This window comes from Streptomyces sp. NPDC088766, from assembly GCF_044750845.1.
Taxonomy (GTDB): domain Bacteria; phylum Actinomycetota; class Actinomycetes; order Streptomycetales; family Streptomycetaceae; genus Streptomyces.
This window is the reverse complement of record NZ_JBIVKQ010000024.1, coordinates 103,367-128,204: the sequence shown is the minus strand read 5'-3', so window position 1 is coordinate 128,204 and position 24,838 is coordinate 103,367. Positions and strand designations below refer to the sequence as shown.

Below are 24,838 nucleotides of genomic sequence, written 5' to 3'. Positions count from 1 at the left end.
CATCGAAGGACACCCACCATGCGCCGCGCCTTGATCGTCGTAGACGTGCAGAACGACTTCTGCGAGGGGGGCAGCCTCGCGGTGTCCGGCGGTGCCGATGTCGCCGCCGCCATCACCGAGCTGATCGGACAGGCCCCCGCCGGGTACCGCCACGTGGTGGCCACCCGCGACCACCACATCGCCCCCGGCGGCCACTTCGCCGACAACCCCGACTACGTGCACTCCTGGCCCGCGCACTGCGTCGCGGGCACCGAGGGCGTCGGCTTCCACCCGAACTTCGCCCCGGCGGTCGCCTCCGGCGCCGTCGACGCGGTCTTCGACAAGGGCGCCTACGCCGCCGCGTACAGCGGGTTCGAGGGCGCCGACGAGAACGGCGTCAAGCTGGGCGACTGGCTGCGCGCCCGCGGGATCGACGAGGTGGACGTGGTCGGCATCGCCACCGACCACTGCGTGCGGGCCACGGCGCTGGACGCGGCCCGGGAGGGCTTCCGCACCCAGGTCCTGCTCGACCTGACCGCCGGGGTCGCCCCGGAGACCACCGAGCGGGCGCTCGAGGAGCTGCGCGGGGCGGGCGTGGAGCTGTCGGGCAAGCCGGTCGTGCAGTGATCCCGGCCGCTTACGGGCGGCCCCTAGGGTCTTCCGGCCGGACCGGTCCCGGCCGGGGAGCGGCGGGGGCCGGTCCGGGCCGAAGGCGCCGGGGTCTTTCGTCCGGATCATGCCCGGCTCGCGGGGTCCGGCATGACCCGGACGGGAGGTCCTACGTCCCGGTGGCCGCCGGGCGGCGCAGCAGCGCGCGGATCGGACGCCACGGTTCCGGGACGCCGAGCAGCGGGGTGACAGCGTTGTCGGGGGCCGTGCGCCAGATCAGGCCGTCGGGGTGGTGCAGGACCGCGGTGATCTCGTCCGGGCCGGGCGGGGCCGCGTTGCCCCGCAGGTAGACGGCGCGCAGGCCCAGGTTGCGGAGCCTGGTCAGGGCTCGGGCGCGGTTCTGGGCGAGGACGAGGACGCGGACGGCGGCGCCGCCGGCGGCGGGGCTGGGCAGGTTCAGCGCCACCACCACCGAGCCGTTCGGCAGCTTGCAGAAACCTCCTGCGGCCATGCGGTCACACCCCCGTGCGTGTCGGTGTCGATGCGGTCGTCCCCGGGACTGTCAATAAGAAGAGCACAGGAGGCACCTAAACACGATCGGCGGCAACCCGCCAGAGGGTTGCCGCCGATACGCTTCTGACCTGCTAAAACGTCGACTACTTGGTCGACGGGCCCACCTTCACGGTGACCGTCGAGCCGCTCAGGGGCTCACTGACGATCTTGATCGAGGTGTTGGTGTCAGTGATCTTGACGCCGGCCAGCGGGTTCGACGCGTCGTAGTAGGTCGACTTGCCGTCGTCGAAGACCGGGACGCCCGGACGGGCCTTGATCTTCGTGGCGACGTCGGCCTTGTGCAGCGTGATCGCGTCGGTCGGGTACCAGCTGAAGGTGGAGTCGAAGGCCTGGACGCGGTTGCGCATCAGGGTGCCGTCGGACCACTTCAGCGGGGTCGGGTGCGAGTCGACCGGGAGGATCAGGCCCTCACCCGGGTGCTGGCTGGTGTTGTCGTCGGCCTGGGAGGTGTCCCACTTCCAGATCAACAGGCCGTTCTGGTACGGGTAGTGCTCCACCCAGTCCGGACGGGTCGTCGAGAAGCCGTAGTTGTACGGGCCGACCTTGAGGACCTTGTCGTACGAGACGTACTGACGGTTCTCGGCGATGTAGTACTGCGCGTAGTCGTCCGTGATGGCCGCGCCGATGCGGGTGAAGCCGTTGGCCGTCCACGCGGCGTCCGCGCTCTCCGCGTCGTCGGAGAACAGGGTGGCGCCGTCCGCGGTCACCGTGATCTCGTCGGCCGCGAAGCCCTTCTGGGCCACGCCGCCGTCGGTGGCGTAGCGGAAGCGGACGTCGACCTTCTGGCCCGCGTAGGCGTCCAGGGAGTACGTCAGCTTCTGGTGGGCGTCGACCGTGCCGGTGAGGGCGGGCTTGCCGCTGCCGTCCCGCGGGACGGCCGAGCCGTCGGCCAGCTTGCCGTCGACCGGCGTCCAGTTGGAGCCGTCCGTGGACACCTCGGTGTAGAGGTAGTCGTAGTCGGTCTCGATGTCCCACCAGCCGTCCAGCGACAGCGCCGCCGTCGACTTGCCGGTCAGGTCGACCGAGCGGGTCAGGGTGTTGCGCAGGTCGTCACCGCTGCCGCTCCACCACTGCGTGGCGCCCTGGGCCGGCGCGACGACCTCGGTGGTGACCGTCTTCTCCGGCAGGGAGACGATGAGGGCCTGCGGGTTCTTGGTGTTGTACTCCGCGACGCCCAGCGTGTGCCGGGACTTCACGCCCGCCTTGGCGACCTCGTAGTCCAGCCAGCCGAGCTGGAGCTTGTCCCAGGCGTTCATGTCGCCGGGCAGGTCACCGATGGAGTCCTTGCCGGTGCCGAGCCAGGAACCGGAGGACATCAGCGTCCAGAAGCCGGTGGAGTTCTCGCCGCCCGCCGTGTCGTACTCGTCGGGCAGGCCGAGGTCGTGGCCGTACTCGTGGGCGAAGACGCCCAGGCCGCCGTTCTCCGGCTGGATGGTGTAGTCGCCGACCCAGATGCCGGTGTCGCCGATCTGGGTGCCGCCGAGCTTGTTGGTGTCCGGGCCGGTGGAGCCGGCGTCGGTGCCGAAGGCGTACCAGCGGTGGGCCCAGATGGCGTCCTCGCCCTGGGCGCCGCCGCCCGCGGACTCGTCCTCGCCGGCGTGCACGATCTGGAAGTGGTCGATGTAGCCGTCGGACTCGTTGAAGTCGCCGTCGCCGTCGTAGTCGTAGCGGTCCCACTGGTCGTACTCGGCCAGTTCGGCCTTGATCTCGGCGGCGGTGTCACCGGCGGCCTCGCGCTCGGCGACCCAGGCGTTGACGCCGTCCTGCACGGCGTACCAGGCGCCGGTGGAGGCGTCGTTGGAGCCGTAACGGGCCTCGTTGTAGGGGACCTTGACCCAGTCGGTGACCTCGCCGTCGACCGAGTAGCGGCCCGAGGACTGCTTCTCGTAGTACTTCTTCAGCGACTCGGTGCCCTTGGCGGTGCCGAAGTACAGGTCCTGGAAGTGCTTCTGGTCGTAGTCCGCCTGCCAGGCGGTGCTGTTGTCCTTGGTGCGGTCCGGCTGCGCGATCTGGTTGTGCAGCGGGCCGGGGGTGCCGCCGTAGCGGCTGTCTATCCGGTCGCCGAACTCGACGAGGATCGTGAAGATCTTGTCGGTCTTCTCGCGGCCGAGTTCGACGTACTTGCTCTCGCCCTTGCGGCTGTCGAGCCGGACGACCTTGGAGCCGTCCCGGTTCTTGACCGTGGCTTCGCCGGAGATGACCTGCTCGAGGGCTTCCTCGCGCTGGGCCTCCTGCGTCTTGCTGAGCGGCCCGTCGAAGTCGTGTTCGCGGGTCTTGGCCGGCTGCGGGTCGTGCCGGTCCACCGCCGGGGTGTCGGCCGGCGCGTTGTCGGCGGCCTGTGCCACGGCGAACGTCGAGAACGTCGCCGAGGCCGCCGCGAGGGCGACGACCGTGGCGGCCGTCCTGAACGTCCAGGATCTGCTGGTCACTTGATTGCCTCCCCTAACGCGTGCCGGACGCGCGGAAGGGGGATCCATGTCAAGGGAAGTCCGCGCGCGGTTATACGCGTGTAGTCAAGTGACGCCATTTGACTACTGCTTCACCGGAAAAGACAGACCTTGACTTGAACAGGTCAACGCATTATTGGAAGCCCGCGTTCGCATTGCGGACATGTGACGGTCATGTGAAGGGCGCGCGGTCCCGTCCGGCAGGTGGACGCCATGACTCCGTGCGCCCCCTGTGCACCGGCACCGTGTGTCAGCTCACGCTTACCGCTCGTTCCCGTCGGGCATGCAGCCGAATAGAGTCGAGACCGCCCCCGCTTCCGAGGACACGATTGCCATGCCTCGTCCGACCGTCGCACAGCTCACGTACGGTTCCTGCACCGTCATCCTCTCGACGCTCGCCATGCTGCTGCTGTCACAGGCGAGTTCGGGCTCGCTCGTCGTGGTCGTCGCCGTCACCTCGCTCGCCCTCGGCGTACTCGTCGCCATGACGCTCCCGGCGCCGCGCCGCCAGGCCACCGTCACCGTGGCACGCTCCACCGTGGACGAACCCGTACCCGCCTCGGTCGCCGCGGCACCCGAGCCGGTCCGGGAGCCGTCGACACGGTGAACGGTACGACGGGAAGGGCCCGCACCCATGAGGTGCGGGCCCTTCCCGTCGTACCGACACCCCGTCAGCCGGTGCTGACCACGACCGTCTTGGCGGCCTTGTCGTGCAGGCCCTGCTTGTAGGGCTTGTCGAAGAAGCTCCAGCCGCCGCAGATCGCCGTCCACAGACAGGCGCAGCAGAACGCGAACGGCACCCACAGCACCAGGGCGCGCACCAGCGAGGTCTGCACGGAGGGCGTGGAGCCGTCGTCCAGGTTGGCCACGCGCAGGCCCAGCCACTTCTTGCCCAGCGTGCGGCCGGACCTGGAGGTCATGAAGGTGTCGTAGGCGATGTACAGCACGGCGGCCACGACGGACTGGGCGAGGGACTTGCCGACCTGGACGCTATCGCCGTTCACGTCGTACTCGTTGACCCCGAAGCCCCACGTCAGCAGCCACACGACGACCGCCACCAGAATCATGTCGATGATCCGCGCCAGCGTGCGTCTGCCGCTGTCGGCGAGCGGGGGCATCCCGGAGAGCGGGTCCGCGGGGTAACCGCCGTAGGGGTCACCGCCGTGGGGCCCGCCGCCGCCGAACGGCGGCTGCCCGCCCCCGAACGGCGGCTGCCCGCCCGCACCCCCGTGCGGCGGCTGCCCGCCCGCACCGCCGTACGGGCTGTCGTACGGCGAACCCTGCGGGCCCTGCCCCGCCCCGTGCGGCGGCTGCTGCGGGGGCTGCTTCCTGAACGGATCGTCCTCCGGCGGCTCGCCGCCGGAGCCGGGGGGCGGTTCGGTCGTCATGGCCCGAGTCGAACGCGAACCGCCCGCCCCCGCATCCGGCGAGCGGCCGTCCGGGGGTACGGCATCCGTGGACCGGTGACGACAGGACCTACCCCGCCACGAACGTGTGCGCCGCCTTGTCGTGCCAGCACTGGCGCCACGGCCTGTCGAACAGACCCCACACGATGCCGACGATCCCGACGGCGAGGAGGCCCGGGACGCTGTAGACGAGCCAGCGGCGCAGGGCGAGGCCGAACGACGGGGGCTGGTGGCCCTCGATGTCCCGCACCTCCAGACCGAACAGCTTCTTGCCCAGGGTCCGGCCCCACCTGGCGGTCGGCAGCGCCTCGTACAGGACGCCGAAGCAGAGCAGGACGGCCAGGACCACGCCGAGGTACGCCGACGTGGTCCCGTCCAGCAGCCAGACCGTGACGGTCTCGCCGGTGAGTTCGGCCGCGTCGATCTTGTCGTTGACGTGCTCGACCGCCTTCAGGCCGAGCGGGACCGCCGCCGCGCCGGTGACGGCCGCGAGGACGAGCGTGTCGACGAGCCGCGCGCCCAGCCGCCTGCCGAGCCCGGCGGGACGCGCCGCCGCCTGCCGGCGGGCGGCGGCCTGGAACACGTCGTCCACCGGCGGCTTCCACGGCGCCACGGGCTGATCGTCCCCGGCACCCGCGAGCCGGTGCACCTGCTGCGCCCAGGACTGCTGCCCGCCTCCGGACCCGGTGGCCATGGGCGCACCGCCCCCGCCCGGCCCGGCCGCCCGGACCCCGTCGGCCTGCTGGGGGAGGCCGGGGGCGGACGGGGCGCCGGCCGGGTGCGAAGCGCCGGGGGCGGACGGCGCGGAGACGCCGGGGGCGGCCCCCGGGGAGCCGGAGGGGGGCTGGGCGCCTTGCGCAGCAACGGCCTGCGGGGCGGGGGCTGCGGGGGCTGCCTGCGCGGCGGGCACGCTCTGCGCGGGCACGGCCTGGGCCGCCGCGGCACGGTCGGCCGCGGCCCTGCCCGCACCGAATCCGGGCTTGCCCGGCGCGCCGGCCACACCGGCCACGGCCGGACCCGCCGCACCGAAACCGGCACCGGCATCGCCCGGCCCCCCGGAACCCGGCGGGCCGAAGACCCCGGCACCGGCCCCCGCACCGGGCTCACCGGTGGCACCGACGGAGCCGGCGGAGCCGCTCGCGCCGCCCACGCCCACCGGACCCTGGGGGCCGGCGCCCGCCTGGTCCGGAGTGCGCGGGGACGGCGTACGGAAGGTCATCGTGCCCTCGTCCGTGGACGCGGGGCCCACGGTCGGGCGGCGGGACATGAAGGTGGCGTCCGGCGCGGCGTCGGGCGGTGCCGTGCGGGGGTCCGGCGTCCGGGGGCCGCCCCAGGAGACGCGGCGGTCCTGGTCGCCGCCGAAGCCGGACTGGTGGGAGCGGTCGGCGCCCCACGCGGAGGCCGGTTCGGGCCGGCTGCCGTACTGCTGCGGATCCTCGTCGAAGAAGTGCGGACCCGTCTCCTCGACGGACGCCGGGGCCGACGCCGGGGCGGGGGACGACGCCGGGGCCGGGCCCGGAGCCGGGGACGCTCCCGGAGCGGCGAGCGGTTCACCGCCGGACGGCGCCGGCCGGCTGGTGCCGGGCACCCAGGAGGCGCCGTTCCAGTACCGGACGTAGCCGGGGATGGACGGGTCCGGGTAGTACCCCTCGCGGGGGCTGTCGTCGCCTGCTGCCGGGGTTGGGGCGCTCATGTCCGTCGTCCCGTATCTGCTCGGGGGTGGGATGGGGGGCTCCACATCTATCAGACGGGCGCAACTCCCATCGCCGGTCCGGCCGTACCCACTCCTTTCCGGGCAACGGTGTGCACGCGTCGCACACGTTCGGACCGTCCGCGAAAAAGTTCCCCGAACCCGCGTAACGGTCGAATCCGAAGTCGCTCTCCCTCACGTACGCATCAGTAGCGAGAGGAGAACGGACATGCACCACACCGTGGTGGAAAGGGAGCTGGAAGTGCGGCTGGTCCTGTCGCCGGAGCACAGTGTCGCGGTCCCGGCGCGGCTCGGCTACCGCAGCGACGACCCCTTCGCCGTCCACGTCAGCTTCCACATCGACTCGGAGTGCCCCGTCCACTGGACGTTCGCCCGCGAACTCCTCGTGGAGGGCGTGTTCCGGCCGTGCGGGCACGGGGACGTGCGGGTGTGGCCGACGAAGGCGGACGGGCGCGGCGTCGTCCTGATGGCGCTCAGTTCACCCGACGGTGACGCCCTGCTCGAGGCGCCCGCCGCCCAGGTGTCGGCCTGGCTGGAGCGGACACTGCGGGTGGTGCCCCCGGGGACCGAGAGCGGGCGGCTCGGCGTCGACGAGGCGCTGGCCGAGCTGCTCGCTCCGCTTCCGGCGGACGACCTGTGGCCGTGCGACCCGTGGCCGTCGGACGAGCCGAAGGACGGTGAATGACGGCGCACGGCTCAGAACAGCTTGCCGGGGTTGAGGATGCCCAGCGGGTCGAAGACCTGTTTGATCCGCCGCTGCATCTCCAGGCCGACGGGGCCCAGTTCGCGCGCCAGCCACTCCTTCTTCAGCACGCCCACGCCGTGCTCGCCGGTGATGGTGCCGCCCAGTTCCAGGCCGAGCGCCATGATCTCGTCGAAGGACTCGCGGGCGCGCCGTGCCTCGTCGGGGTCGGCCGCGTCGAAGCAGACGGTGGGGTGGGTGTTGCCGTCGCCCGCGTGGGCGCAGACCCCGATGGTGAGGCGGTGCTTCCCGGCGATGCGCTCGACGCCCTCGATCAGGTCGCCGAGGCGGGAGCGGGGCACGCACACGTCGTCGATCATCGTCGTGCCCTTGACCGCCTCGAGGGCCACCAGCGCGGACCGCCGGGCCTGGAGGAGGAGCTCGGACTCGGCGGCGTCCTCGGCGGGGACGACCTGGGTGGCGCCGGCGGCCTCGCACAGCGCGCCGACGGCGGCGAGGTCGGCGGCCGGGTCCGGGGTGTCGAAGGCGGCGAGGAGGAGGGCCTCGGTGGTCTCCGGCAGGCCCATGCGGGTCAGCTCGTTGACCGCCCCGACCGTCGTACGGTCCATCAGTTCGAGGAGGGAGGGGACGTGGCCGCCGGCCATGATGCGGCAGACGGCGTCGCAGGCCGCGCCGGCGGAGGCGAACTCGGCGGCCAGGACCAGCTGCCGCGGCGGCTGCGGCTTCAGCGCCAGGGTGGCGCGGACGACGACGCCGAGGGAACCCTCGGAGCCGACGAACAGGCGGGTGAGGTCGTACCCGGCGACGCCCTTCGCGGTGCGTCGGCCGGTGGACATCAGCCGTCCGTCGGCGAGGACGACGTCCAGGCCGAGGACGTACTCGGCGGTGACGCCGTACTTCACGCAGCACAGGCCGCCGGAGGCGGTGCCGATGTTGCCGCCGATCGTGCACGTCTCCCAGCTGGAGGGGTCCGGCGGGTAGTACAGGCCGTGTTCGCCCACCGCGCGGGAGAGCACGGCGTTGACGACTCCCGGTTCGACGACGGCGACGCGGTCGACGGGGCTGATCTCCAGGATGCGGTCCATCTTCGTCAGGGAGAGGACCAGGCAGCCGTCGGAGGCGTTGGCGGCGCCCGACAGGCCGGTGCGGGCGCCCTGCGGGACGACCGGGACGCGCAGCTCGGTGGCGGTGCGCAGGACGTGCTGGACCTGTTCGACCGTGCGCGGCAGCACGACGGCGGCCGGGGTGCCGGCCGGGCAGAAGCTCGCCATGTCGTGGGCGTAGGCGGCCGTGACGTCGGGGTCGGTGAGGACCGCCTCGGCGGGCAGGCCGTCGAGCAGTCGGTCGAGGAGGTTGCCGGTCACCTCGTCGCGAGGGGCTTCGATACGGCTCATGATCACAGCGTCGCACCCGCCGCCATCGGTGTGAACCCCGTCTGCGGCACCCGGCCGATACCGGCACGCGGTCGTCGCCCTGGCGCACAGTGAGCGCCATGGAGAGCGCTACCGAGACCGCCGACGCCGCTGCCCAAGCCCCGACCGACGCCGCCGCCGACGACGACGCCGACACCACAGCCGCCGCGGCCGCCGCAGCCGTCGAGAAGCAGCCCGGGGCGGGGAAGGCCCGCTCCCGGCTGCGCCGGCGGGTGCTGACCGGCTCGGTGGCCGGCGGCCTCGTGCTGGGCGGGGTCCTGCTGTGCCTGCCCGGCGAGGAGGCGGGCCGGCCGGCGCCGGGGCCCGCTCCGGGGGCGCGGGCGCAGGCGGCGGTCCGGACCGGGGCGGCGGCCGCGCTGCCCGATCTGGCGGTGCTGATCGGTGAGCGCGAGGCGCGGGTGCGCGCCCGTCCGAAGGACGCCCGCTCCTGGGCGGTCCTCGGCGCGGCCTACGTCGAGCACGGCCGGCGCACCGCCGACACGGCCGCCTTCTACCCCAAGGCCGAACGGGCGCTGCGGACCTCCCTGTCGGTGCGTCCCGCGGGGAACACCGAGGCCCTCGTCGGGCTGGCCGCACTGGCCAACGCCCGCCGGGACTTCCCGGCCGCGCGGTCCTGGGGCGAGGCCGCGCGCAAGCGGGCCCCGAAGCGCTGGACGGCGTATCCGCAGCTGATCGACGCCTACACCGGGCTCGGCGACCACAAGAGGGCGAAGGCCGCGCTGGACCGGCTGCTGGAGCTGCGTTCGGGGCCCGCGGTGCTGGCGCGGGCGGCGGCCGTCTACCGGGACCGGGGATGGCGGGAGGACGCGGCGGCCGCGCTGTCGGACGCGGCGGCCGGTGCGGTCTCCCCCGCCGAGCGGGCGGCATACCTGGAGCGGGCCGGGCAGCTCGCCTTCGAGCGCGGCGAGCGGGAGCCGGCGCTGCGGCACTTCCAGGAGGCGGTGCGCATCGACCCCGACCAGCGGGCCGCGCAGGCCGGGCAGGGGCGGGCGCTGGCGGCGCTGGGCCGGACCACGGAGGCGCTGACCGCGTACCGGGCGGCCCTGGCCAAGCAGCCGCTGCCGCAGTACGCGCTGGAGCTGGGCGAGCTGTACGAGTCGCTGGGGATGGACCGGGCGGCGCGCGTGCAGTACGGCCTGCTGCGCGAGCGGGTCCGGCGGGAGGCGGCGGGCGGGGTGGACGGGGCGCTGGTGCTGGGCCGGTTCGAGGCCGACCACGGCGATCCGGCGGCGGCCGTGCGGCGGCTGGGCACGGAGTGGCGGCGCCAGCCGGGGGTCGAGGTCGCCGACGCGCTGGGCTGGGCCCTGCACCGGGCCGGGCGGCCCGAGGAGGGGCTGCGGTACGCCGTGATCGCCACCGACCGGGCGCACCGGGGCACGGTGCGCAGCGCGCCGTACCTCTATCACCGGGGCATGATCGAGCGGCAGTTGCGGCGGGAGGGGGCGGCGCGGCGGCATCTGGAGGAGGCGCTGCGGATCAACCCGTACTTCTCCCCGCTGTACGCGCGGACGGCCCGCACGGCGCTGGTGGCGCTGGGCGAGCCGTCGGTGGCGCGGGTGCCGGACTTCTCGTGACCGGCTGCCGGCAGCCGGTGGGCGGCGGCTTCTAGTGCTGTGGCCGGAAAGGTTTGCCGGAAAGCTCGCGGCGTCCGGTGCGGTGCATCGCAAGGCGGAGCATTGCCCGCGTACCGGATGTACTCGGGTGATGCGACAACGCGGCGGTGGGGGCCCCTCCCGCGCGAGCGAAGCCGAGCGTGGGGGAGCCGTGCCGGACGTCGCGAGCCGGTGAACCTTTCCGGTCACAGCACTAGAGGTTGCCGCGCTTGGCCTGTTCGCGTTCGATCGCCTCGAAGAGGGCCTTGAAGTTGCCCTTGCCGAAGCCCATCGAGCCATGGCGCTCGATGATCTCGAAGAAGACGGTCGGCTTGTCCTGGACCGGCTTGGTGAAGATCTGCAGCAGGTAGCCGTCCTCGTCGCGGTCGGCGAGGATCTTCAGCTCGCGCAGGGTCTCGACGGGGACGCGGGTGTCGCCGACCCACTCGCCGAGGGTGTCGTAGTACGAGTCGGGGGTGTCGAGGAACTGGACGCCGGCGGCGCGCATGGTGCGGACCGTCTGGACGATGTCATTGGTGTTGAGGGCGATGTGCTGGACGCCCGCGCCGCCGTAGAACTCCAGGTACTCGTCGATCTGCGACTTCTTCTTCGCGATCGCGGGCTCGTTGATGGGGAACTTGACCTTGAGCGTGCCGTCGGCGACGACCTTCGACATGAGGGCGCTGTACTCGGTGGCGATGTCGTCGCCCACGAACTCCTTCATGTTGGTGAAGCCCATGACGTTGTTGTAGAACTCCACCCACTCGTTCATCCGGCCGAGTTCGACGTTGCCGACGCAGTGGTCGATCGCCTGGAAGGTGCGGTGGGCGGGCGGCTCGACGATCGGGCTCGCGGCCACGTAGCCGGGCAGGTAGGGGCCGTCGTAGCCGCCGCGCTCGACGAGGGTGTGGCGGGTCTCGCCGTAGGTGGCGATCGCGGCCAGCACCACGGTGCCGTGCTCGTCCTTCAGCTCGTACGGTTCGGCGACCGAGCGGGCGCCGTGCTCCAGGGCGTAGGCGTAGGCCGCGCGGGCGTCCGGGACCTCGATGGCGAGGTCGACGACGCCGTCGCCGTGCTCGGCCACGTGCCGGGCGAGGAAGTGGCCCCAGGCGGTGGCGGGCTTGATCACCGAGGTCAGGACGAAGCGGGCGGAGCCGTTCTCCAGGACGTAGGAGGCGGTCTCGCGGCTGCCGTTCTCCGGTCCGGAGTAGGCGACCAGCTTCATGCCGAAGGCGGTGGAGTAGTAGTGCGCGGCCTGCTTGGCGTTGCCCACGGCGAAGACGACCGCGTCCATTCCCTTCACCGGGAAGGGGTCGGCCTGCCGGGCGGTGTCGGGGGTGTGGTGTGTGGTCTGCGTCATGGCCGAAGCGTCGCGCCACCCTGCAAGGTGCGCAATAGTTCGTCGTGCCACTGGTCATTGTGCGCAGTGGTACGGCGGTCCCGGCGGCTTTTCTGTACAGGGTGACCATCTCGGAGGCGGGCGTGGCGATCGATCATCTGGACGGGCGGATCATCGTGCTGCTGGCGCGGGAGCCGCGGATCGGCGTGCTGGAGATGTCGCGGCGGCTGGGTGTCGCCCGGGGGACGGCACAGGCGCGGCTGGACCGGCTTCAGTCGAACGGAGTCATCCGGGGATTCGGCCCCGAGGTGGACCCGGCGGCGCTCGGCTACCCGGTCACCGCGTTCGCCACGCTGCAGATCCGGCAGGGCCAAGGCGCCGACGTACGGGCCCACTTGGCGTCCGTGCCGGAGGTGCTGGAGCTGCACACCACCACCGGCAGCGGGGACATGCTGTGCCGTCTGGTGGCCCGCTCCAACGCCGATCTCCAACGGGTCATCGACCGGGTCGTCGGCTTTGATGGCATTGTCCGGGCCTCCACCGCGATCGTGATGGAGAACCCCGTGCCGCTGCGGATCATCCCGCTGGTGGAGCAGGCTGCGGACGATCGGGAAGGGCCGGGCCGGACGACGGGGTGAGGGCGTGTGAGCTTCTGGGAGTACCTGGGCAACCGACACCAGCAGCTGCTCACCGACGCCTACCAGCATGCCAGCGTCGTCTTCCAGTGCATGCTCCTGGCCACCCTGATCGGCGTGCTGATCGGGGTGGCCGCCTACCGCAGCGACTGGGCCGGCAGCCTCGCCACCACGGCCACCTCCACCATCCTCACCGTGCCGTCCCTGGCCATGATCGGTCTGCTGATCCCGGTGGTGGGCCTGGGCGTGCCGCCGACGGTGATCGCGCTGACGCTGTACGGGCTGCTGCCGATCGTGCGGAACTGCGTCGTGGGACTGCGGGGCGTCGACCCGTCCCTGGTGGACGCGGCCAGGGGCATCGGGATGTCCGGCGTGATGCGGCTGGCGCGGGTCGAGCTGCCGCTGGCCTGGCCGCCGATCCTGACCGGCATCCGGGTCTCCACGCAGATGCTGATGGGCATCGCCGCCATCGCCGCCTACGCCTCCGGGCCCGGCCTCGGCAACGAGATCTTCCGCGGCCTGGCCTCCCTGGGCAGCAAGAACGCGCTCAACCAGGTTCTCGCGGGCACGCTCGGCATCATCGTGCTGGCCCTGCTGTTCGACGCCGCCTACGTCGTCGTCGGCCGGCTGACGATTCCGAGGGGGATCCGTGTCTGAGTCCCACGGTGCCGCGATCGAGCTGGAGAACCTCACCAAGCGCTACCCGGGCGGTGCGGGTCCCGCCGTGGACAACGTGAACATGGAGATCAAGGCGGGCGAGATCGTCGTCTTCGTCGGGCCGTCCGGCTGCGGGAAGTCGACGACCCTGAAGATGATCAACCGGCTGATCGAGCCGAGCGGCGGCCGGATCCGCATCGGCGGCGAGGACGTCACCGACATCGACCCGGTGAAACTGCGCCGCAAGGTCGGTTACGCCATCCAGGCCTCGGGGCTGTTCCCGCACATGACGGTCGCGCAGAACATCGCGCTGGTGCCGAGGATGACCGGCTGGCCGCAGGGGCGGGTCAGGGACCGGGTGGAGGAGATGCTCGACCTGGTCGGGCTGGACCCCGGGGAGTTCCGCCACCGCTATCCGCGCCAGCTGTCCGGCGGTCAGCAGCAGCGGGTCGGCGTGGCACGGGCGCTGGCGGCCGATCCGCCGGTGCTGCTGATGGACGAGCCGTTCGGCGCCGTGGACCCGATCACCCGCGACCACCTCCAGGACGAGCTGATCCGGCTCCAGCACGAGCTGCACAAGACGATCGTGTTCGTCACCCACGACTTCGACGAGGCGATCAAGCTGGGCGACCGGATCGCGGTGCTGCGCGAGCGCTCGCACATCGCCCAGTTCGACACCCCGGAGGCGATCCTCACCAACCCGGCGGACGACTTCGTGTCCGGGTTCGTGGGCGCCGGCGCGGCGCTGAAGCGGCTCAACCTCACGCGCGTACGGGACGTGGAGATCACCGGGTGTCCGACGGTGACCGTCGACGACCCGCTCCAGACCGTCTTCAACCGGATCCGCTCCAACGGGACGAACGAGATCCTGCTGCTGGACGAGCGCGGCCGGCCCTACAAGTGGCTGCGGCGCGGCGACCTGATGCGGGCCAAGGGCTCGCTGGCCCGCGCCGGCACCCCGGTGACCGACACGGTGACCCGGGACGCGACGCTGCGGGACGCCCTGGAGGCGGTCCTGACCGACAACACCGGGCGGGTCGCGGTGACCGGGCGGCGCGGCGAGTACACCGGGGTCGTCGACATGGAGACGCTGATGAAGTCGGTGCACGAACTGCTGGAGGCCGACCGGCTGGAGGCGCTGGGGTCCCAGCACGAACTGGAGGAGGCCCGGGCCGTGCGGACGCACGCGGAACAGGAGGGCCCCGGCGGGGAGGCGACGGCATGAGCATCTCCGAGCTGGACGACCGGCCGGCCCAGGAGGAGCCCCCGGCTCCGCCGCCCGCTCCCCCGCGCCGCCGCATCGGCTGGCCGAAGCTGACCCTCGTGCCCGCGTTCGTGGTCGCGATGCTGCTCGCCACCTGGCTGTGGTTCGCGCAGGCGGACCTGGACACCGTCTCCGAGAACGCGCTGGCCGGCCGGCAGGTGTCCAAGGCGCTGTGGCAGCACGTCGAGCTGACGGTGATCTCGACCTTCTTCGTCCTGATCATCGCGATCCCGCTGGGCATCGCGCTGACCCGGCCGGCCCTGCGCAAGGCCACCCCGGTCGCGATGACCTTCGCCAACATGGGCCAGGCCACCCCCGCGATCGGCCTGCTCGCACTGCTGGTGATCTGGCTGGGCATCGGCCGCCGGGCGGCCCTGATCGGGATCATCGCCTACGCCGTCCTGCCGGTGCTCTCCAACACCGTCGCCGGCCTGAAGGCGAACGACCCGACGCTGCTGGAGGCCGCCCGCGGCATCGGCTTCTCCCCGCTCGGGGTGCTCACCCGCGTGGAACTGCCGCTGGCGGTGCCGCTCATCCTCGCCGGTGTCCGTACGGCGCTCGTCCTGAACGTCGGCACGGCCACCCTGGCGACCTTCGGCGGGGGCGGCGGACTGGGCGTGCTGATCACCGCCGGCATCACCAACCAGCGCATGCCGGTGCTGGTGCTGGGCTCCGTCCTGACCGTGGCGCTGGCCCTGCTGGTCGACTGGCTGGCCTCACTGGCCGAGGTGCTGCTGCGGCCGCGCGGTCTGGAGGTGGGGCGGTGAGAAGGATGCCGGGCGCTCTCGCGGTGCTGCTGGTGCTGGCCTCCGGCTGCGGGCTGACCAGCGGCTCCCCCATGGTCGACGACGTCTCCCCCGGCTCGATCGGCAAGGGGGAGCCGCTCAAGGGCGCCGATCTCACCGTGACGTCGAAGTCGTTCACCGAGAGCCTCATCCTCGGCGCGATGCTGGGCATCGCCTTCGAGGCGGCGGGCGCGGACGTGCTGGACCGCACCGGCATCCAGGGGTCCATCGGCGGCCGCGAGGCGATCCGCAAGGGCGACGCCGACGCCATGTACGAGTACACGGGCACCGCCTGGATCACGTACCAGGGCAACAGCGAGCCCCTCACCGACCCGCAGCGGCAGTGGGAGGCGGTGCGGGACGCCGACGTGCGCAACGGGGTGACCTGGCTGCCGCAGTCCCGGCTGAACAACACCTACGCGCTGGCGATGAACCAGGCCGACCACGAGAAGTACGGCACGAGGACGCTGTCGGAGGTGGCCGCGCTGTCCCGTTCCGACCCGAAGGCCGTCACGCTGTGCGTGGAGGGCGAGTTCGCCAACCGCGCGGACGGGCTGCCGGGCATGCAGAAGGCGTACGGCATGGGCGTGCCGGCGGACCGGATCACGCAGATGGACACCGGGATCATCTACACGCAGACGGCGAAGGGGAGTTGCACCTACGGGGAGGTGTTCACCACCGACGGCCGCATCAAGTCCATGAACCTGGTGGTGATGGCCGACGACAGGAAGTTCTTCCCCAACTACAACGCGGCGCCCGTGATCAACACCAGGACCTTCGAGAAGTGGCCGGCCATCGCCGAGGTCGTCGACCCGGTGACCGCCAAGCTGGACAACGCGGTGGCGCAGGAGCTGAACGCGAAGGTGGACGTGGACGGGGAGGACCCGCATCAGGTCGCACTGGACTGGATGAAGGCTCAGGGATTCGTGAAGTAGGGGCGCCTTCCGTTCCTGTGGCGGATTTAGTGGGGAATCTGTGATCGACCTGCACGACTTTCGACTCACACCGTGCGCGGAAGTTTCAGAATTGACCGGAAACCGACGCTCCGCCCCGCCCGCCACGCCCTACGGACAATGATCTCAAGGCACTTGACGCCCGCGATCGCCCGTTGTGCGGGAAAGACACCGGGAGAAAAACACCATCTCGCGACTACCACGGCGCCCGTTTCCACCAGTGGCTTTGCGACGAATTCGGCTCCTCGGCGGGCAGGGCAAGCGGTGAGATCACCACTCCCGGCGCAATGACTAGCATGAGCCGGTACCCGGATCGGAAAATCACATCTTTCTCGCTTCCGGGCCTGCGGCCGTCGTGTCGGTCGATCCGTTCTTCCTGCTCTCGAGGACCGAGGAACCGCGGAATGCCTCTGCCTGCACCACCCAGTCAGCGTCGGTCAGCTGAACTCCCCCCCACCTCGTCGGCCGTACCCGTGACCGTGCTGCTGCTGAGTGCCGCAGCCGCGGGCACGGCCGTCGCGACGGCCCCCGCCACGGCCCGCACCTGGACGGTGATCACGGCCGTGGCCGCCTGGTGCTGCGTGGCGGCCACCGTCCTCGTCTGCGGCCTGCTGCTCCGGCGGGCCCGCCGGGCCACCGCCGCGACGGACGCCGAGGTCGCCCGGCTGACCGCGCAGTCGGCGCAGCGGTCGGCCGAATCGGCGCACCTGGTGAACGTCACCGTGCCCGCCCTCGTGAGCCGGCTCCGGGACGGCGCGCGGGCGAAGGACGCCCTGGAGCAGGTGACACTGCCCGCCGACGCACAACTGCGCCGGACCGTCGAGGTTTTCAGCTCCGCGGTGGAGCAGGTCGTGCAGTACGCGGCGGCCACGGACACCGAACGGCTGCGCGCCCGCGAGGAGTTGGCGCAGGTCACCGAAGAGGTGGCACAGGTGACGCGGACCGTCCTGCCCGACATGGTCGGGCAGCTGCGGGAGGGCAACTCGGCCGACACCGTGCTGGCCGGGTGGGAGTGGCCGCCCTCCTCCCTGCTGCGGGCACCCGTCGAGGCGTTCGTGAAGGAACTCGCCCGCAGCGAGCGGCGGGCCGCCGCCGCGCAGGCCGCCTCCGCGAAGGCCCTGAGCCGGGTCCAGGCCAAGACCGTGAGCATGCTCGCCGATCTGCGCGAGATGCAGGAACGGCACGGCGAGGAGATCTTCGGCGACCTGCTGAAACTGGATCACAGCACCTCCCAGCTGGGCCTCATGACCGACCGGCTGGCCCTCCTCATGGGCGGTCGGTCCAGCCGCGCCTGGAACAAGCCGATCGTGATGGAGAGCATCCTGCGGGGCGCGGCCGGCCGGATCGCGGCGTACCAGCGCGTACGGCTGCACTGTTCCACGAGCGCCGCGATCTCCGGTTTCGCCGCGGAAGGCGTGATGCACCTGATCGCCGAACTCATGGACAACGCCGCCAACTTCTCGCCGCCCATCGACGAGGTCCACGTGTACGTCGACGAGCACAGCGCCGGGCTCGTCGTCACGATCGAGGACAGCGGCCTGAAGATGGCGGACGCGGCGATGCGGCACGCCGAGGAGGCCGTGGCGGGGCACATGACCGACCTCGCCTCGCTGCCCGGCACCCGGCTCGGCCTGGCCGTGGTCGGCGGGCTGGCCGTCAAGTACGGCATCAGCGTCAACTACCGGCCCTCGTCCCGCGGCGGCACCGGCGTCGTCGTCCTGCTGCCCCGGCAACTGCTCGCCCAGCGGCGTGACGCGGCACCGCAGGAGACGGCACACCGCCCTGCCGTGGCGACGCCCGCGCCGGAGTCCGCGCGGGCCACGACGGGCACCGCACAGCCGACGACGGGCGGAGTGTCCATGCCGGGTGAAGAGTTTGTGCCGGGCGAGGTCCGGGGGACGGGCGGACTGCCCGCTCCCCGCGTGCGACCGGCTGCCGCCCCTCCCGCCGCCTCCGCTCCGGCCCCGGCAACGGCAGCGGCACCGGCTGCGCCCCCGACCCCGGCTTCGCCTTCGGCTTCGTCGGAGGTCCGCGGTCGTGACGCGTCCCGCCGTCCGTCGGCGGCCACGCCGAACGGCCTGCCCGTCCGCGCCCCCGGCCGCACGATGGCCGAGGCCGAGCAGGAACGGCAGCAGCGCAGGGCGGCCGCCGACTCCCCCGCACCGGGCGGCGCACCGGGGCAGAAACCTGCCGTCGCACGCGACGCGGGCACCCGCTTCGGGGCCTTCCACAGCGGACGCACCTCCGCCGGCGAAACCGGCCCGTCCGGGACCGGCCCCGACACCCCGCCCGAGCCGCCGGCCGCCCGGTAGCCCCACGTCCTTCCCCTCCGGCGCCGGAGCCATGGCGCACTCTTCCCCGCTTCAGCTCGTGAGATTGGAGGAACGGGCCGGTGACCGGGGCCCCCGGGCCCCACCGTCCCAACACCTACCATGCAGACCACCGACAACAGCCTCACCTGGCTTCTGCAGGGCCTTCTGGAGCGCGTTCCCGGCGCCCGGCACGCCCTGGTCCTGTCCCGGGACGGCCTGAAGCTGTGCTGGACCGAACACCTGGCGCTCGACCAGGCCGACCAGCTGGCAGCCATCTGCTCGGGCATGCAGGCCCTCGCCCAGGGCGCGTCCGTCGAGTTCGGCGACGGGAGCGGTGGGGTCCGCCACTCCATGACCGAGTTCCACGGGGGTCAGCTCTTCATCGTGCAGGCGGGTGACGGCGCGCATCTGGCGCTCCTCTGCGAGGAGAGCGCCGACCCCGGAGTGGTGGGTCACCAGATGACCGAACTGGTCGAGCAGATCGGTGAGCACCTGCGGGCCGAGCCCCGCGGGGGCGCGCAGAGGAGCGCATCGTCGTGACGCGTCGGCCCGTGGACACCGGCGACCCCGACCGGCTCTACACGATCACGGGCGGGCGCAGCCGTGCGGACGACGCATTCGACCTGGTCACCCTGATCGTCAGTGAGAGCGCACCCACCGCCGGGATGCAGTCGGAGCACGCACGGATCCTGGATCTGTGCCGGCATCCGACGGCCCTCGTCGAGATCGCCGCGGAGATGAAGCTGCCGATCACGGTGGTGCGCATCCTCCTCGGCGACCTGCTCGCCATGGGCCGCATCACCGCCCGCCACCCACCCCCGCCGCGGTCGCTGGCCGCGCTCCCCGACTCCGCTCTACTCATGGAGGTGCTGCATGGGCTCCGCAACCTCTGACCTGCCCTCCCTGCGTACGCCCCTGTCCGATGCCGCCGAGACAGGCCTGAAGATCGTCGTCGTGGGCGGTTTCGGGGTCGGCAAGACGACTCTGGTCCGCTCGGTCAGCGAGATCCGGCCGCTCAACACCGAGGAGGTGATGACACAGGCGGGGGTCGGTGTCGACGAGACGCAGCAGGTGGCCACGAAGACCACCACGACGGTCGCCTTCGACTTCGGCCGCATCAGCCTCAACAAGCGCATGGTGCTCTACCTGTTCGGCGCACCGGGCCAGGAACGGTTCTGGTTCCTGTGGGACCGGCTCTTCTCCGGCACCCTCGGCGCCGTCGTCCTGGTCGACACGCGCCGGATGGACGAGTCCTGGTACGCGATAGACCGGCTGGAACACCACAGAACCCCGTTCGTGGTGGCCGTCAACCGGTTCGACGACGAACCCAACCGGTACTCCCTCGACGAGATCCGCCAGGCGCTCTGCCTGCCCGCGCACGTGCCGCTCGTGGACTGCGACGCGCGGGTCAGGTCGTCGGGCAAGGACGTACTGATCACCCTCGTGGACCACCTCTACGAAATGGCCATGGCCCAGGAGATGACACCGTGACCGACACCGGATCCCGTCCCCCGCACGCGCCCGGCGCGGGGTGCCCCGCGCACGCGGGGGCCGTGCGGCTGGGCGGTCTGGAGTACCAGCAGACACCGGCCCACCTGTACCGGACCCTGCGCCGGGAGCACGGCGCGGTGGCACCCGTCCTGCTCGACGGGGACATCCCCGCCTGGCTGGTCCTCGGCTACGCCGAGGTCAGCTACGTGACCGGTCACGACGAGCTGTTCGCCCGCGACTCGCGGCGCTGGAACCAGTGGGAGAACATCCCCGCGGACTGGCCGCTGATGCCGTTCGTCGGCTATCAGCCCTCGGTGCTGTTCACCGAGGGCGAGGAGCACCGGCGGCGGGCCGGGGTCATCACCGAGGCGCTGGAGGGCGTCGACCAGTTCCAGCTGTCGCGCGACTGCCGGCAGCTCGCCGACCGGCTCATCGCCTCGTTCGCCGGCAGCGGCCAGGCCGAGCTGATGAGCATGTACGCGCACGCGCTGCCGATGCGCGCCGCGGTCCAGATGTGCGGGATGCCGCACACGGGTGAGGCCACCCAGGAGCTCGTCGAGGACCTGCGGATCTCCCTCGACGCCGCGGAGGGCGACGACCCGGTGGCCGCGTACACGCGCGTGGGCGAGCGGATCCAGCAGCTGGTCAAGGAGAAGCGGGAGCGTCCGGGGCCGGACGTCACCTCGCGCATGCTGCAGCATCCGGCCGGGCTGACCGACGAGGAGGTCGTGCAGGACCTGATCTCCGTCATCGCCGCGGCGCAGCAGCCGACCGCCAACTGGATCTGCAACACGCTGCGGCTGCTGCTCACCGACGAGCGGTTCGCCGTCAGCGTGTCGGGGGGCAGGCTCAGCGTGGGCGAGGCGCTCAACGAGGTCCTCTGGCTCGACACCCCGACACAGAACTTCATCGGCCGCTGGGCCGTGCGCGACACCCAGCTCGGCGGACGGCTGATCCGGGCGGGCGACTGCCTGGTGCTGGGACTCGCCGCGGCCAACACCGATCCGCAGATCTGGCCCGAGTCGCACGTCGGGGCGGAGAGCTCCGCGCACCTGTCGTTCAGCAGCGGGGAGCACCGGTGCCCCTACCCGGCTCCGCTGCTGGCCGACGTCATCGCCCGCACCGCGGTGGAGACCCTGCTGGAACGCCTGCCCGACCTGGTCCTCACGGTGGAGCCGGAGCAGCTCACCTGGCGCCCGTCCATCTGGATGCGCGGTCTCCACTCGTTGCCGGTGGAGTTCACCCCGGTGGTGCGGTAGCGGGGCGGGCCGGAGACCGGCGGGGACGCGCAAGCGGCAGACGCGCGGTCGGCAGACGCGCGGTCGGCAGGCGTCTGCCGGCCGCGGTGCCGTGCGGCGGCGGGTTCCCCGCCGTCCCGGCCCCGGTCGGCCGCCCCGCCTCACCGCCGTCGCCGTCGCCGCCGGGGCCGACGCGGCGCGGACGCCCGCGGTTCGGGGCGGCGGCCGCCCGCCGCGGCTCGGGTGCGGGGTCAGTGCGCGACGGGCGTGAAACGCACGGGCAGCGTCTGCGGTCCCCGCGTGAAGACGCCCTGTTCCACGAGTTCGGCGCCGTCGGCGAGACGGAGGTCCGGCATGGCGTCGAGGAGCTGGCCGACACCGATCTCGACCTCGGCCTTCGCGAGCAGGGCACCGACGCAGAAGTGGCGGCCGAGCGCGAAGGAGAGGTGGTCGGCGGCGGCCGAGAAGGCGGTGGTGGTGGTCAGGTCGTCGCGGAAGATGTCGAACCGGTCCGGGTCCCGGTAGCGGTTCTCGTCCCGGTTGGCGGCGCCGATCAGGCAGGTGACCGTGGCGCCGGCCGGTACGACACCGCAGCTGAGCGTGACCTCGGCGGCCGACTGCCGCATGATCATGTGCACCGGGGGCGTGTGGCGCAGCGTCTCGGCGAAGGCGCGGGCGATGAGGCCGCGGTCCTCCCGGACGGCCGCCAACTGCTCGGGGTGCTGCAGCAGGTTGGCGAAGATGCCCGCGATCGCCTTGTCGGTGGTCTCGCCGCCCGCGGCGAGCAGCAGGCTGCAGAAGGCCTTGATGTCCTCGTCGCTCATCCGCACGCCGTCGACCTCGGCGGCGCACAGCGTCGACAGCAGGTCGTCGCCGAGGTTGTCGCGGCGCTCCCGGATGATCGGCACCATGTACTCGGCGAACTCCACCCGGGTGCGCTCCCCCGCCGCCGCCACCTCGGGGTCGCCCGAGAGGTTGCCGAGGAAGGCGATGACCGACGTGTACCAGCGGTGGAACCGGGCGTGGTCGGCCTTGTCCAGGCCCAGCATGTCCGCGATCACGTTGACGGGGAAACGGGTCGCGTAGTCGGCCACCAGGTCGGCGGAGCCGGTGGACCGGAAGGCGTCGATCAGCTCACGGGAGTTGCGTTCGATCACCGGCAGGAACTTCTCCTGCAGGTCGCTGCCGCGGAAGGCGGGGGCGACGAGGGCCCGCCGCACCGCGTGCTCCCGTCCGCTGAGCTGGAGGATCGTCTTGCCGTGCACGGGCTCGATCTGCCAGGTGTAGTTGTCGGTGGTGAACTCGCCGCTCTTGTCCTTGAAGACGCGCTCCACGTCCTCGTAACGGGAGATGACGTAGCTCTGCGTGGGTTCGTGCCAGAAGAGGGGGGCGCTCTCCCGCATCACGCGATAGGCCCGGTAGGGGTCCGCGGCGAACTCGGGCGAGAGGATGTCGGGGACCTGCTGAGCGGTGGACATGGATCTCCCTGAGGCCGGTAACAGGCTTACCGCACAAGGTTATTGATCATCCGACGGCCGGGACAGCCCGTCCCGGCCGACAGTTCAACGATGGACGATCGTTGGCCGAAAAGCGTCCCCGCCCGGTCACGGCACCAGGCTCTTTCGTTTGGATCGGGCCGGACCCCGCGAGCCCGGCATGATCCGAACGAGAGGCCTTAGCAGCTCGGCACCGAGCCCTGGTCCTTCTCCAGCTTGACGAGGGAGTCGACGGCGCCCTCGAGGGTGGTCACCGGAATCAGGCGCAGCCCCTCGGGCAGCTCGGACCTGGCGTCGGAGCACTCCGCCTTCGGCACCAGGAAGACGGTCGCGCCGTCCCGGCGGGCGGCCTGCGTCTTCAGCGCCACCCCGCCGACCGCGCCGACCTTGCCGTCCGCGTCGATGGTGCCGGTGCCGGCGATCGTACGGCCGCCCGTGAGATCGCCGCCGCTGCCGTCGCCGTCGAGCCGGTCGACGATCCCCAGGGAGAACAGCAGGCCCGCGCTGGGGCCGCCGACGTCGGCGAGCCTCAGCGTGACCTCGATGCCGTCGTCGGTGCGGTCGAGGTACCGCAGCGCGGCCTGGGTCGCGGTGTCCTGGGACTTCTGCATCTGCTCGGTGTTGTACCGCTCGATCTCCTTCGTGCTGTCCCCCGCGGGGTAGACCGAGTCACGCGGCATCACGGCCTGGTCGGTGCGGAACCAGCCGTCGATCACATCGTCCAGGGTGACGTGCGCGTCGGGGCCGGTCGCCTCGATGGTCGTCATCCGCAGCTGCCCGGTCGTGTCACGGGTGGGCGCGCCGGAGATCGTGATGACGGGGGTGCCCTTGTTGTCGCCGAGGACGTTCGCCGTCATCCCCGGCTGCGCCACCGAGAACGGCAGTGGCGCGAACCCCGCGGTGGCGAGCAGCGCCACGAGCGGAAGGGCGCAGACGGCGAGGGCCTGGGGACGTGTGAGGCGTGAGAGCACGCGCCCAATCTAACGCGAGCCCCGGCCCCGGCCACGCGCCGGTGCCCGGCCCGCGGCCCCTCACCACCGCCCGCGGACACGCGTCCCGCCCGCCCCGGCCCCGGCCCACGCCTCACGCCCTGCTCGCCGCACCCCCTGCTCGCCGCATGCCCCGCTCACCGCATGCCCCGCTCACCGCACGCCCCGCTCACCGCACGCCGCGCCCTCTCGCGTTCGGCCCGGCGGCCGGCGATCGGTCGGGCAGTGACAAGAGCGACACGAGCGACACGAGCGACAAGGAGGTCGGCGGCCGGTGGGTCGGCGGCCGGGGTCAGCGCAACGCCTCCGCCACCTCTCGGGCCGCTTCCATCACCCGCTGGCCGACGCGCTCCGGCACCGCGTCGGCCAGCATCACGACCCCCACGCTGCCCTCCACGCCCGTCACGCCCAGCAGGGGCGCCGCGGCCCCGCTCGCGCCGGCCTCCAGCTCGCCGTGGGTCAGGGTGTATCCCGGGCCCCCGGAAGCCGTCCGCTGCCGGGCGGACAGGATCGCCTTGCCCGCAGCGCCGCGCTCCAGGGGATGCCGGAAGCCGGCCCGGTAGGCCACGTGGTAGTCGGTCCACGTCGGTTCGACCACGGCGACGGCCAGCGCCTCGGCCCCGTCGACGAGCGTCAGGTGCGCGGTGGCCCCGATGTCCTCGGCCAGCGACCGCAGCGCGGGCAGCGCGGCTTCCCGCACCAGCGGGTGCACCTGCCGGCCCAGCCTCAGCACCCCGAGTCCGACCCGGGCTCGTCCGCCCAGGTCACGTCGTACGAGGGCGTGCTGCTCCAGCGTGGCGAGCAACCGGTACACGACGGTCCGGTTCACGCCCAGTTTGTGGGAAAGCTCGGTGACGGTCAGCCCGTGGTCCGTGTCGGCCAGCAGCTTGAGGACCCGCAGTCCCCTGTCGAGCGTCTGAGAGGTCTCCGCGGTCACGACGCCCACTCCTTAGTGGTGAGGTCGGCGGCCTCCACAGCGGCGGATGCGTCGCCGAGTCCCGTCAGCGACGCGCGTCAGAGGCCGCCGGTCGGCAGAGGGGTCCGGCGTGCCCGGACCCGGTCGCTTCACGGCTGCGCTCCGCGGCGGCGCTGCCACGGGGCGTGTGCGTAGCGGGACAGTAGCGAAGCAGGTTCGCTCAGCGGAAGGCTCCGTCCAGAATCCGGTCAGTGGCCGGTAGGGACTACCTGTGTTTGTCCCCATACGTACGGTGCGCCACCCGGCGTCG

23 protein-coding genes are annotated in these 24,838 nt (G+C 72.2%); 14 read left to right on the top strand and 9 right to left on the bottom strand.

Annotation, left to right across the window (positions count from 1 at the left end):
* The first annotated feature begins 18 nt into the window (after window positions 1-18).
* Complete coding sequence (locus ACIP5W_RS28240) at window positions 19-606, top strand: nicotinamidase (RefSeq protein ID WP_401479324.1); 588 nt, start codon at window positions 19-21, stop codon at window positions 604-606.
* Between the two features lie 151 nt (window positions 607-757).
* Here ACIP5W_RS28240 and ACIP5W_RS28235 read toward each other — a convergent pair whose 3' ends face one another.
* Window positions 758-1,099 carry a hypothetical protein gene (locus ACIP5W_RS28235; protein ID WP_401479321.1) on the bottom strand — a complete coding sequence of 114 codons (342 nt, stop codon included), beginning with the start codon at window positions 1,097-1,099 and terminating at the stop codon, window positions 758-760.
* Window positions 1,100-1,244: 145 nt separating this feature from the next.
* Window positions 1,245-3,590, bottom strand: coding sequence for an immune inhibitor A domain-containing protein (locus tag ACIP5W_RS28230; RefSeq protein WP_401479318.1), 2,346 nt, complete (start codon window positions 3,588-3,590; stop codon window positions 1,245-1,247).
* Between the two features lie 352 nt (window positions 3,591-3,942).
* Between ACIP5W_RS28230 and ACIP5W_RS28225 the strand changes: the two genes are divergently transcribed.
* On the top strand, window positions 3,943-4,215 hold the full coding sequence (locus ACIP5W_RS28225) for a hypothetical protein (RefSeq protein WP_401479315.1): 273 nt from the start codon (window positions 3,943-3,945) through the stop codon (window positions 4,213-4,215).
* Between the two features lie 64 nt (window positions 4,216-4,279).
* Here the strand turns inward: ACIP5W_RS28225 and ACIP5W_RS28220 are convergent, their stop codons facing one another.
* Window positions 4,280-4,996 (bottom strand): RDD family protein, encoded by a 717-nt coding sequence (locus ACIP5W_RS28220; protein WP_401479312.1) that lies wholly within the window; start codon window positions 4,994-4,996, stop codon window positions 4,280-4,282.
* A gap of 88 nt (window positions 4,997-5,084) precedes the next feature.
* On the bottom strand, window positions 5,085-6,707 hold the full coding sequence (locus ACIP5W_RS28215) for an RDD family protein (protein ID WP_401479309.1): 1,623 nt from the start codon (window positions 6,705-6,707) through the stop codon (window positions 5,085-5,087).
* A gap of 226 nt (window positions 6,708-6,933) precedes the next feature.
* Here ACIP5W_RS28215 and ACIP5W_RS28210 point away from each other — a divergent pair, with 226 nt between their 5' ends.
* Window positions 6,934-7,410 carry an SsgA family sporulation/cell division regulator gene (locus ACIP5W_RS28210; RefSeq protein ID WP_401479306.1) on the top strand — a complete coding sequence of 159 codons (477 nt, stop codon included), beginning with the start codon at window positions 6,934-6,936 and terminating at the stop codon, window positions 7,408-7,410.
* A gap of 11 nt (window positions 7,411-7,421) precedes the next feature.
* Here ACIP5W_RS28210 and ACIP5W_RS28205 read toward each other — a convergent pair whose 3' ends face one another.
* Complete coding sequence (locus tag ACIP5W_RS28205) at window positions 7,422-8,828, bottom strand: FAD-binding oxidoreductase (RefSeq protein WP_401479303.1); 1,407 nt, start codon at window positions 8,826-8,828, stop codon at window positions 7,422-7,424.
* A 92-nt stretch (window positions 8,829-8,920) separates the two neighbouring features.
* Between ACIP5W_RS28205 and ACIP5W_RS28200 the strand changes: the two genes are divergently transcribed.
* A complete protein-coding gene (locus tag ACIP5W_RS28200; protein ID WP_401479300.1) occupies window positions 8,921-10,435 on the top strand; it encodes a tetratricopeptide repeat protein in 1,515 nt (504 codons plus the stop codon).
* A 232-nt stretch (window positions 10,436-10,667) separates the two neighbouring features.
* On the opposite strand, the gene hppD is transcribed toward ACIP5W_RS28200, so the two are convergent.
* On the bottom strand, window positions 10,668-11,813 hold the full coding sequence (hppD, locus tag ACIP5W_RS28195) for a 4-hydroxyphenylpyruvate dioxygenase (RefSeq protein WP_401479297.1): 1,146 nt from the start codon (window positions 11,811-11,813) through the stop codon (window positions 10,668-10,670).
* A 122-nt stretch (window positions 11,814-11,935) separates the two neighbouring features.
* On the opposite strand from hppD, the gene ACIP5W_RS28190 reads away from it, so the two are divergent.
* The 10 genes from ACIP5W_RS28190 (at window position 11,936) to ACIP5W_RS28145 (ending at window position 21,148) form a co-directional block, all read left to right on the top strand.
* Window positions 11,936-12,430, top strand: a complete 495-nt coding sequence (locus ACIP5W_RS28190; protein WP_401479400.1) for an Lrp/AsnC family transcriptional regulator — start codon at window positions 11,936-11,938, stop codon at window positions 12,428-12,430.
* Between the two features lie 6 nt (window positions 12,431-12,436).
* Window positions 12,437-13,084, top strand: coding sequence for an ABC transporter permease (locus ACIP5W_RS28185; RefSeq protein WP_401479294.1), 648 nt, complete (start codon window positions 12,437-12,439; stop codon window positions 13,082-13,084).
* Window positions 13,077-14,309 carry a betaine/proline/choline family ABC transporter ATP-binding protein gene (locus tag ACIP5W_RS28180; protein WP_401479291.1) on the top strand — a complete coding sequence of 411 codons (1,233 nt, stop codon included), beginning with the start codon at window positions 13,077-13,079 and terminating at the stop codon, window positions 14,307-14,309. The genes ACIP5W_RS28185 and ACIP5W_RS28180 overlap by 8 nt, the downstream gene beginning before the upstream one ends.
* Window positions 14,306-15,115, top strand: coding sequence for an ABC transporter permease (locus ACIP5W_RS28175; protein ID WP_401479288.1), 810 nt, complete (start codon window positions 14,306-14,308; stop codon window positions 15,113-15,115). Before ACIP5W_RS28180 ends, ACIP5W_RS28175 begins: the two co-directional genes overlap by 4 nt.
* 5 nt (window positions 15,116-15,120) lie before the next feature.
* A complete protein-coding gene (locus tag ACIP5W_RS28170) occupies window positions 15,121-16,068 on the top strand; it encodes a glycine betaine ABC transporter substrate-binding protein (RefSeq protein WP_401479397.1) in 948 nt (315 codons plus the stop codon).
* A 422-nt stretch (window positions 16,069-16,490) separates the two neighbouring features.
* Window positions 16,491-18,398, top strand: a complete 1,908-nt coding sequence (locus tag ACIP5W_RS28165) for an ATP-binding protein (RefSeq protein ID WP_401479285.1) — start codon at window positions 16,491-16,493, stop codon at window positions 18,396-18,398.
* A 120-nt stretch (window positions 18,399-18,518) separates the two neighbouring features.
* Window positions 18,519-18,938, top strand: a complete 420-nt coding sequence (locus tag ACIP5W_RS28160) for a roadblock/LC7 domain-containing protein (RefSeq protein WP_401479282.1) — start codon at window positions 18,519-18,521, stop codon at window positions 18,936-18,938.
* Window positions 18,935-19,291: a DUF742 domain-containing protein gene (locus ACIP5W_RS28155; RefSeq protein WP_401479279.1), complete on the top strand. Its 357-nt coding sequence runs from the start codon at window positions 18,935-18,937 to the stop codon at window positions 19,289-19,291. The genes ACIP5W_RS28160 and ACIP5W_RS28155 overlap by 4 nt, the downstream gene beginning before the upstream one ends.
* On the top strand, window positions 19,272-19,889 hold the full coding sequence (locus ACIP5W_RS28150; protein WP_401479276.1) for a GTP-binding protein: 618 nt from the start codon (window positions 19,272-19,274) through the stop codon (window positions 19,887-19,889). The genes ACIP5W_RS28155 and ACIP5W_RS28150 overlap by 20 nt, the downstream gene beginning before the upstream one ends.
* Window positions 19,886-21,148, top strand: coding sequence for a cytochrome P450 (locus ACIP5W_RS28145; protein WP_401479273.1), 1,263 nt, complete (start codon window positions 19,886-19,888; stop codon window positions 21,146-21,148). Before ACIP5W_RS28150 ends, ACIP5W_RS28145 begins: the two co-directional genes overlap by 4 nt.
* Window positions 21,149-21,378: 230 nt before the next feature.
* Here the strand turns inward: ACIP5W_RS28145 and ACIP5W_RS28140 are convergent, their stop codons facing one another.
* The 3 genes from ACIP5W_RS28140 to ACIP5W_RS28130 all read right to left on the bottom strand — a co-directional run bounded on the left by ACIP5W_RS28140 (window position 21,379) and on the right by ACIP5W_RS28130 (window position 24,549).
* Window positions 21,379-22,605, bottom strand: coding sequence for a cytochrome P450 (locus ACIP5W_RS28140; RefSeq protein WP_401479270.1), 1,227 nt, complete (start codon window positions 22,603-22,605; stop codon window positions 21,379-21,381).
* Between the two features lie 197 nt (window positions 22,606-22,802).
* Window positions 22,803-23,594, bottom strand: a complete 792-nt coding sequence (locus ACIP5W_RS28135) for a S16 family serine protease (protein ID WP_401479267.1) — start codon at window positions 23,592-23,594, stop codon at window positions 22,803-22,805.
* A 310-nt stretch (window positions 23,595-23,904) separates the two neighbouring features.
* Entirely contained in the window at window positions 23,905-24,549 is a 645-nt protein-coding gene (locus ACIP5W_RS28130; RefSeq protein ID WP_401479264.1) for an IclR family transcriptional regulator, read from the bottom strand.
* Window positions 24,550-24,838: the final 289 nt, after the last annotated feature.

Bases quoted from the DNA above. Each gene is read 5' to 3' on its own strand.
- ACIP5W_RS28240 (WP_401479324.1), top strand. From the start codon at position 19: ATGCGCCGCGCCTTGATCGTCGTAGACGTGCAGAACGACTTCTGCGAG.
- ACIP5W_RS28235 (WP_401479321.1), bottom strand. From the start codon at position 1,099: ATGGCCGCAGGAGGTTTCTGCAAGCTGCCGAACGGCTCGGTGGTGGTG.
- ACIP5W_RS28225 (WP_401479315.1), top strand. From the start codon at position 3,943: ATGCCTCGTCCGACCGTCGCACAGCTCACGTACGGTTCCTGCACCGTC.
- ACIP5W_RS28220 (WP_401479312.1), bottom strand. From the start codon at position 4,996: ATGACGACCGAACCGCCCCCCGGCTCCGGCGGCGAGCCGCCGGAGGAC.
- ACIP5W_RS28215 (WP_401479309.1), bottom strand. From the start codon at position 6,707: ATGAGCGCCCCAACCCCGGCAGCAGGCGACGACAGCCCCCGCGAGGGG.
- ACIP5W_RS28210 (WP_401479306.1), top strand. From the start codon at position 6,934: ATGCACCACACCGTGGTGGAAAGGGAGCTGGAAGTGCGGCTGGTCCTG.
- ACIP5W_RS28200 (WP_401479300.1), top strand. From the start codon at position 8,921: ATGGAGAGCGCTACCGAGACCGCCGACGCCGCTGCCCAAGCCCCGACC.
- hppD (WP_401479297.1), bottom strand. From the start codon at position 11,813: ATGACGCAGACCACACACCACACCCCCGACACCGCCCGGCAGGCCGAC.
- ACIP5W_RS28175 (WP_401479288.1), top strand. From the start codon at position 14,306: ATGAGCATCTCCGAGCTGGACGACCGGCCGGCCCAGGAGGAGCCCCCG.
- ACIP5W_RS28170 (WP_401479397.1), top strand. From the start codon at position 15,121: ATGCCGGGCGCTCTCGCGGTGCTGCTGGTGCTGGCCTCCGGCTGCGGG.
- ACIP5W_RS28165 (WP_401479285.1), top strand. From the start codon at position 16,491: ATGCCTCTGCCTGCACCACCCAGTCAGCGTCGGTCAGCTGAACTCCCC.
- ACIP5W_RS28160 (WP_401479282.1), top strand. From the start codon at position 18,519: ATGCAGACCACCGACAACAGCCTCACCTGGCTTCTGCAGGGCCTTCTG.
- ACIP5W_RS28150 (WP_401479276.1), top strand. From the start codon at position 19,272: ATGGGCTCCGCAACCTCTGACCTGCCCTCCCTGCGTACGCCCCTGTCC.
- ACIP5W_RS28140 (WP_401479270.1), bottom strand. From the start codon at position 22,605: ATGTCCACCGCTCAGCAGGTCCCCGACATCCTCTCGCCCGAGTTCGCC.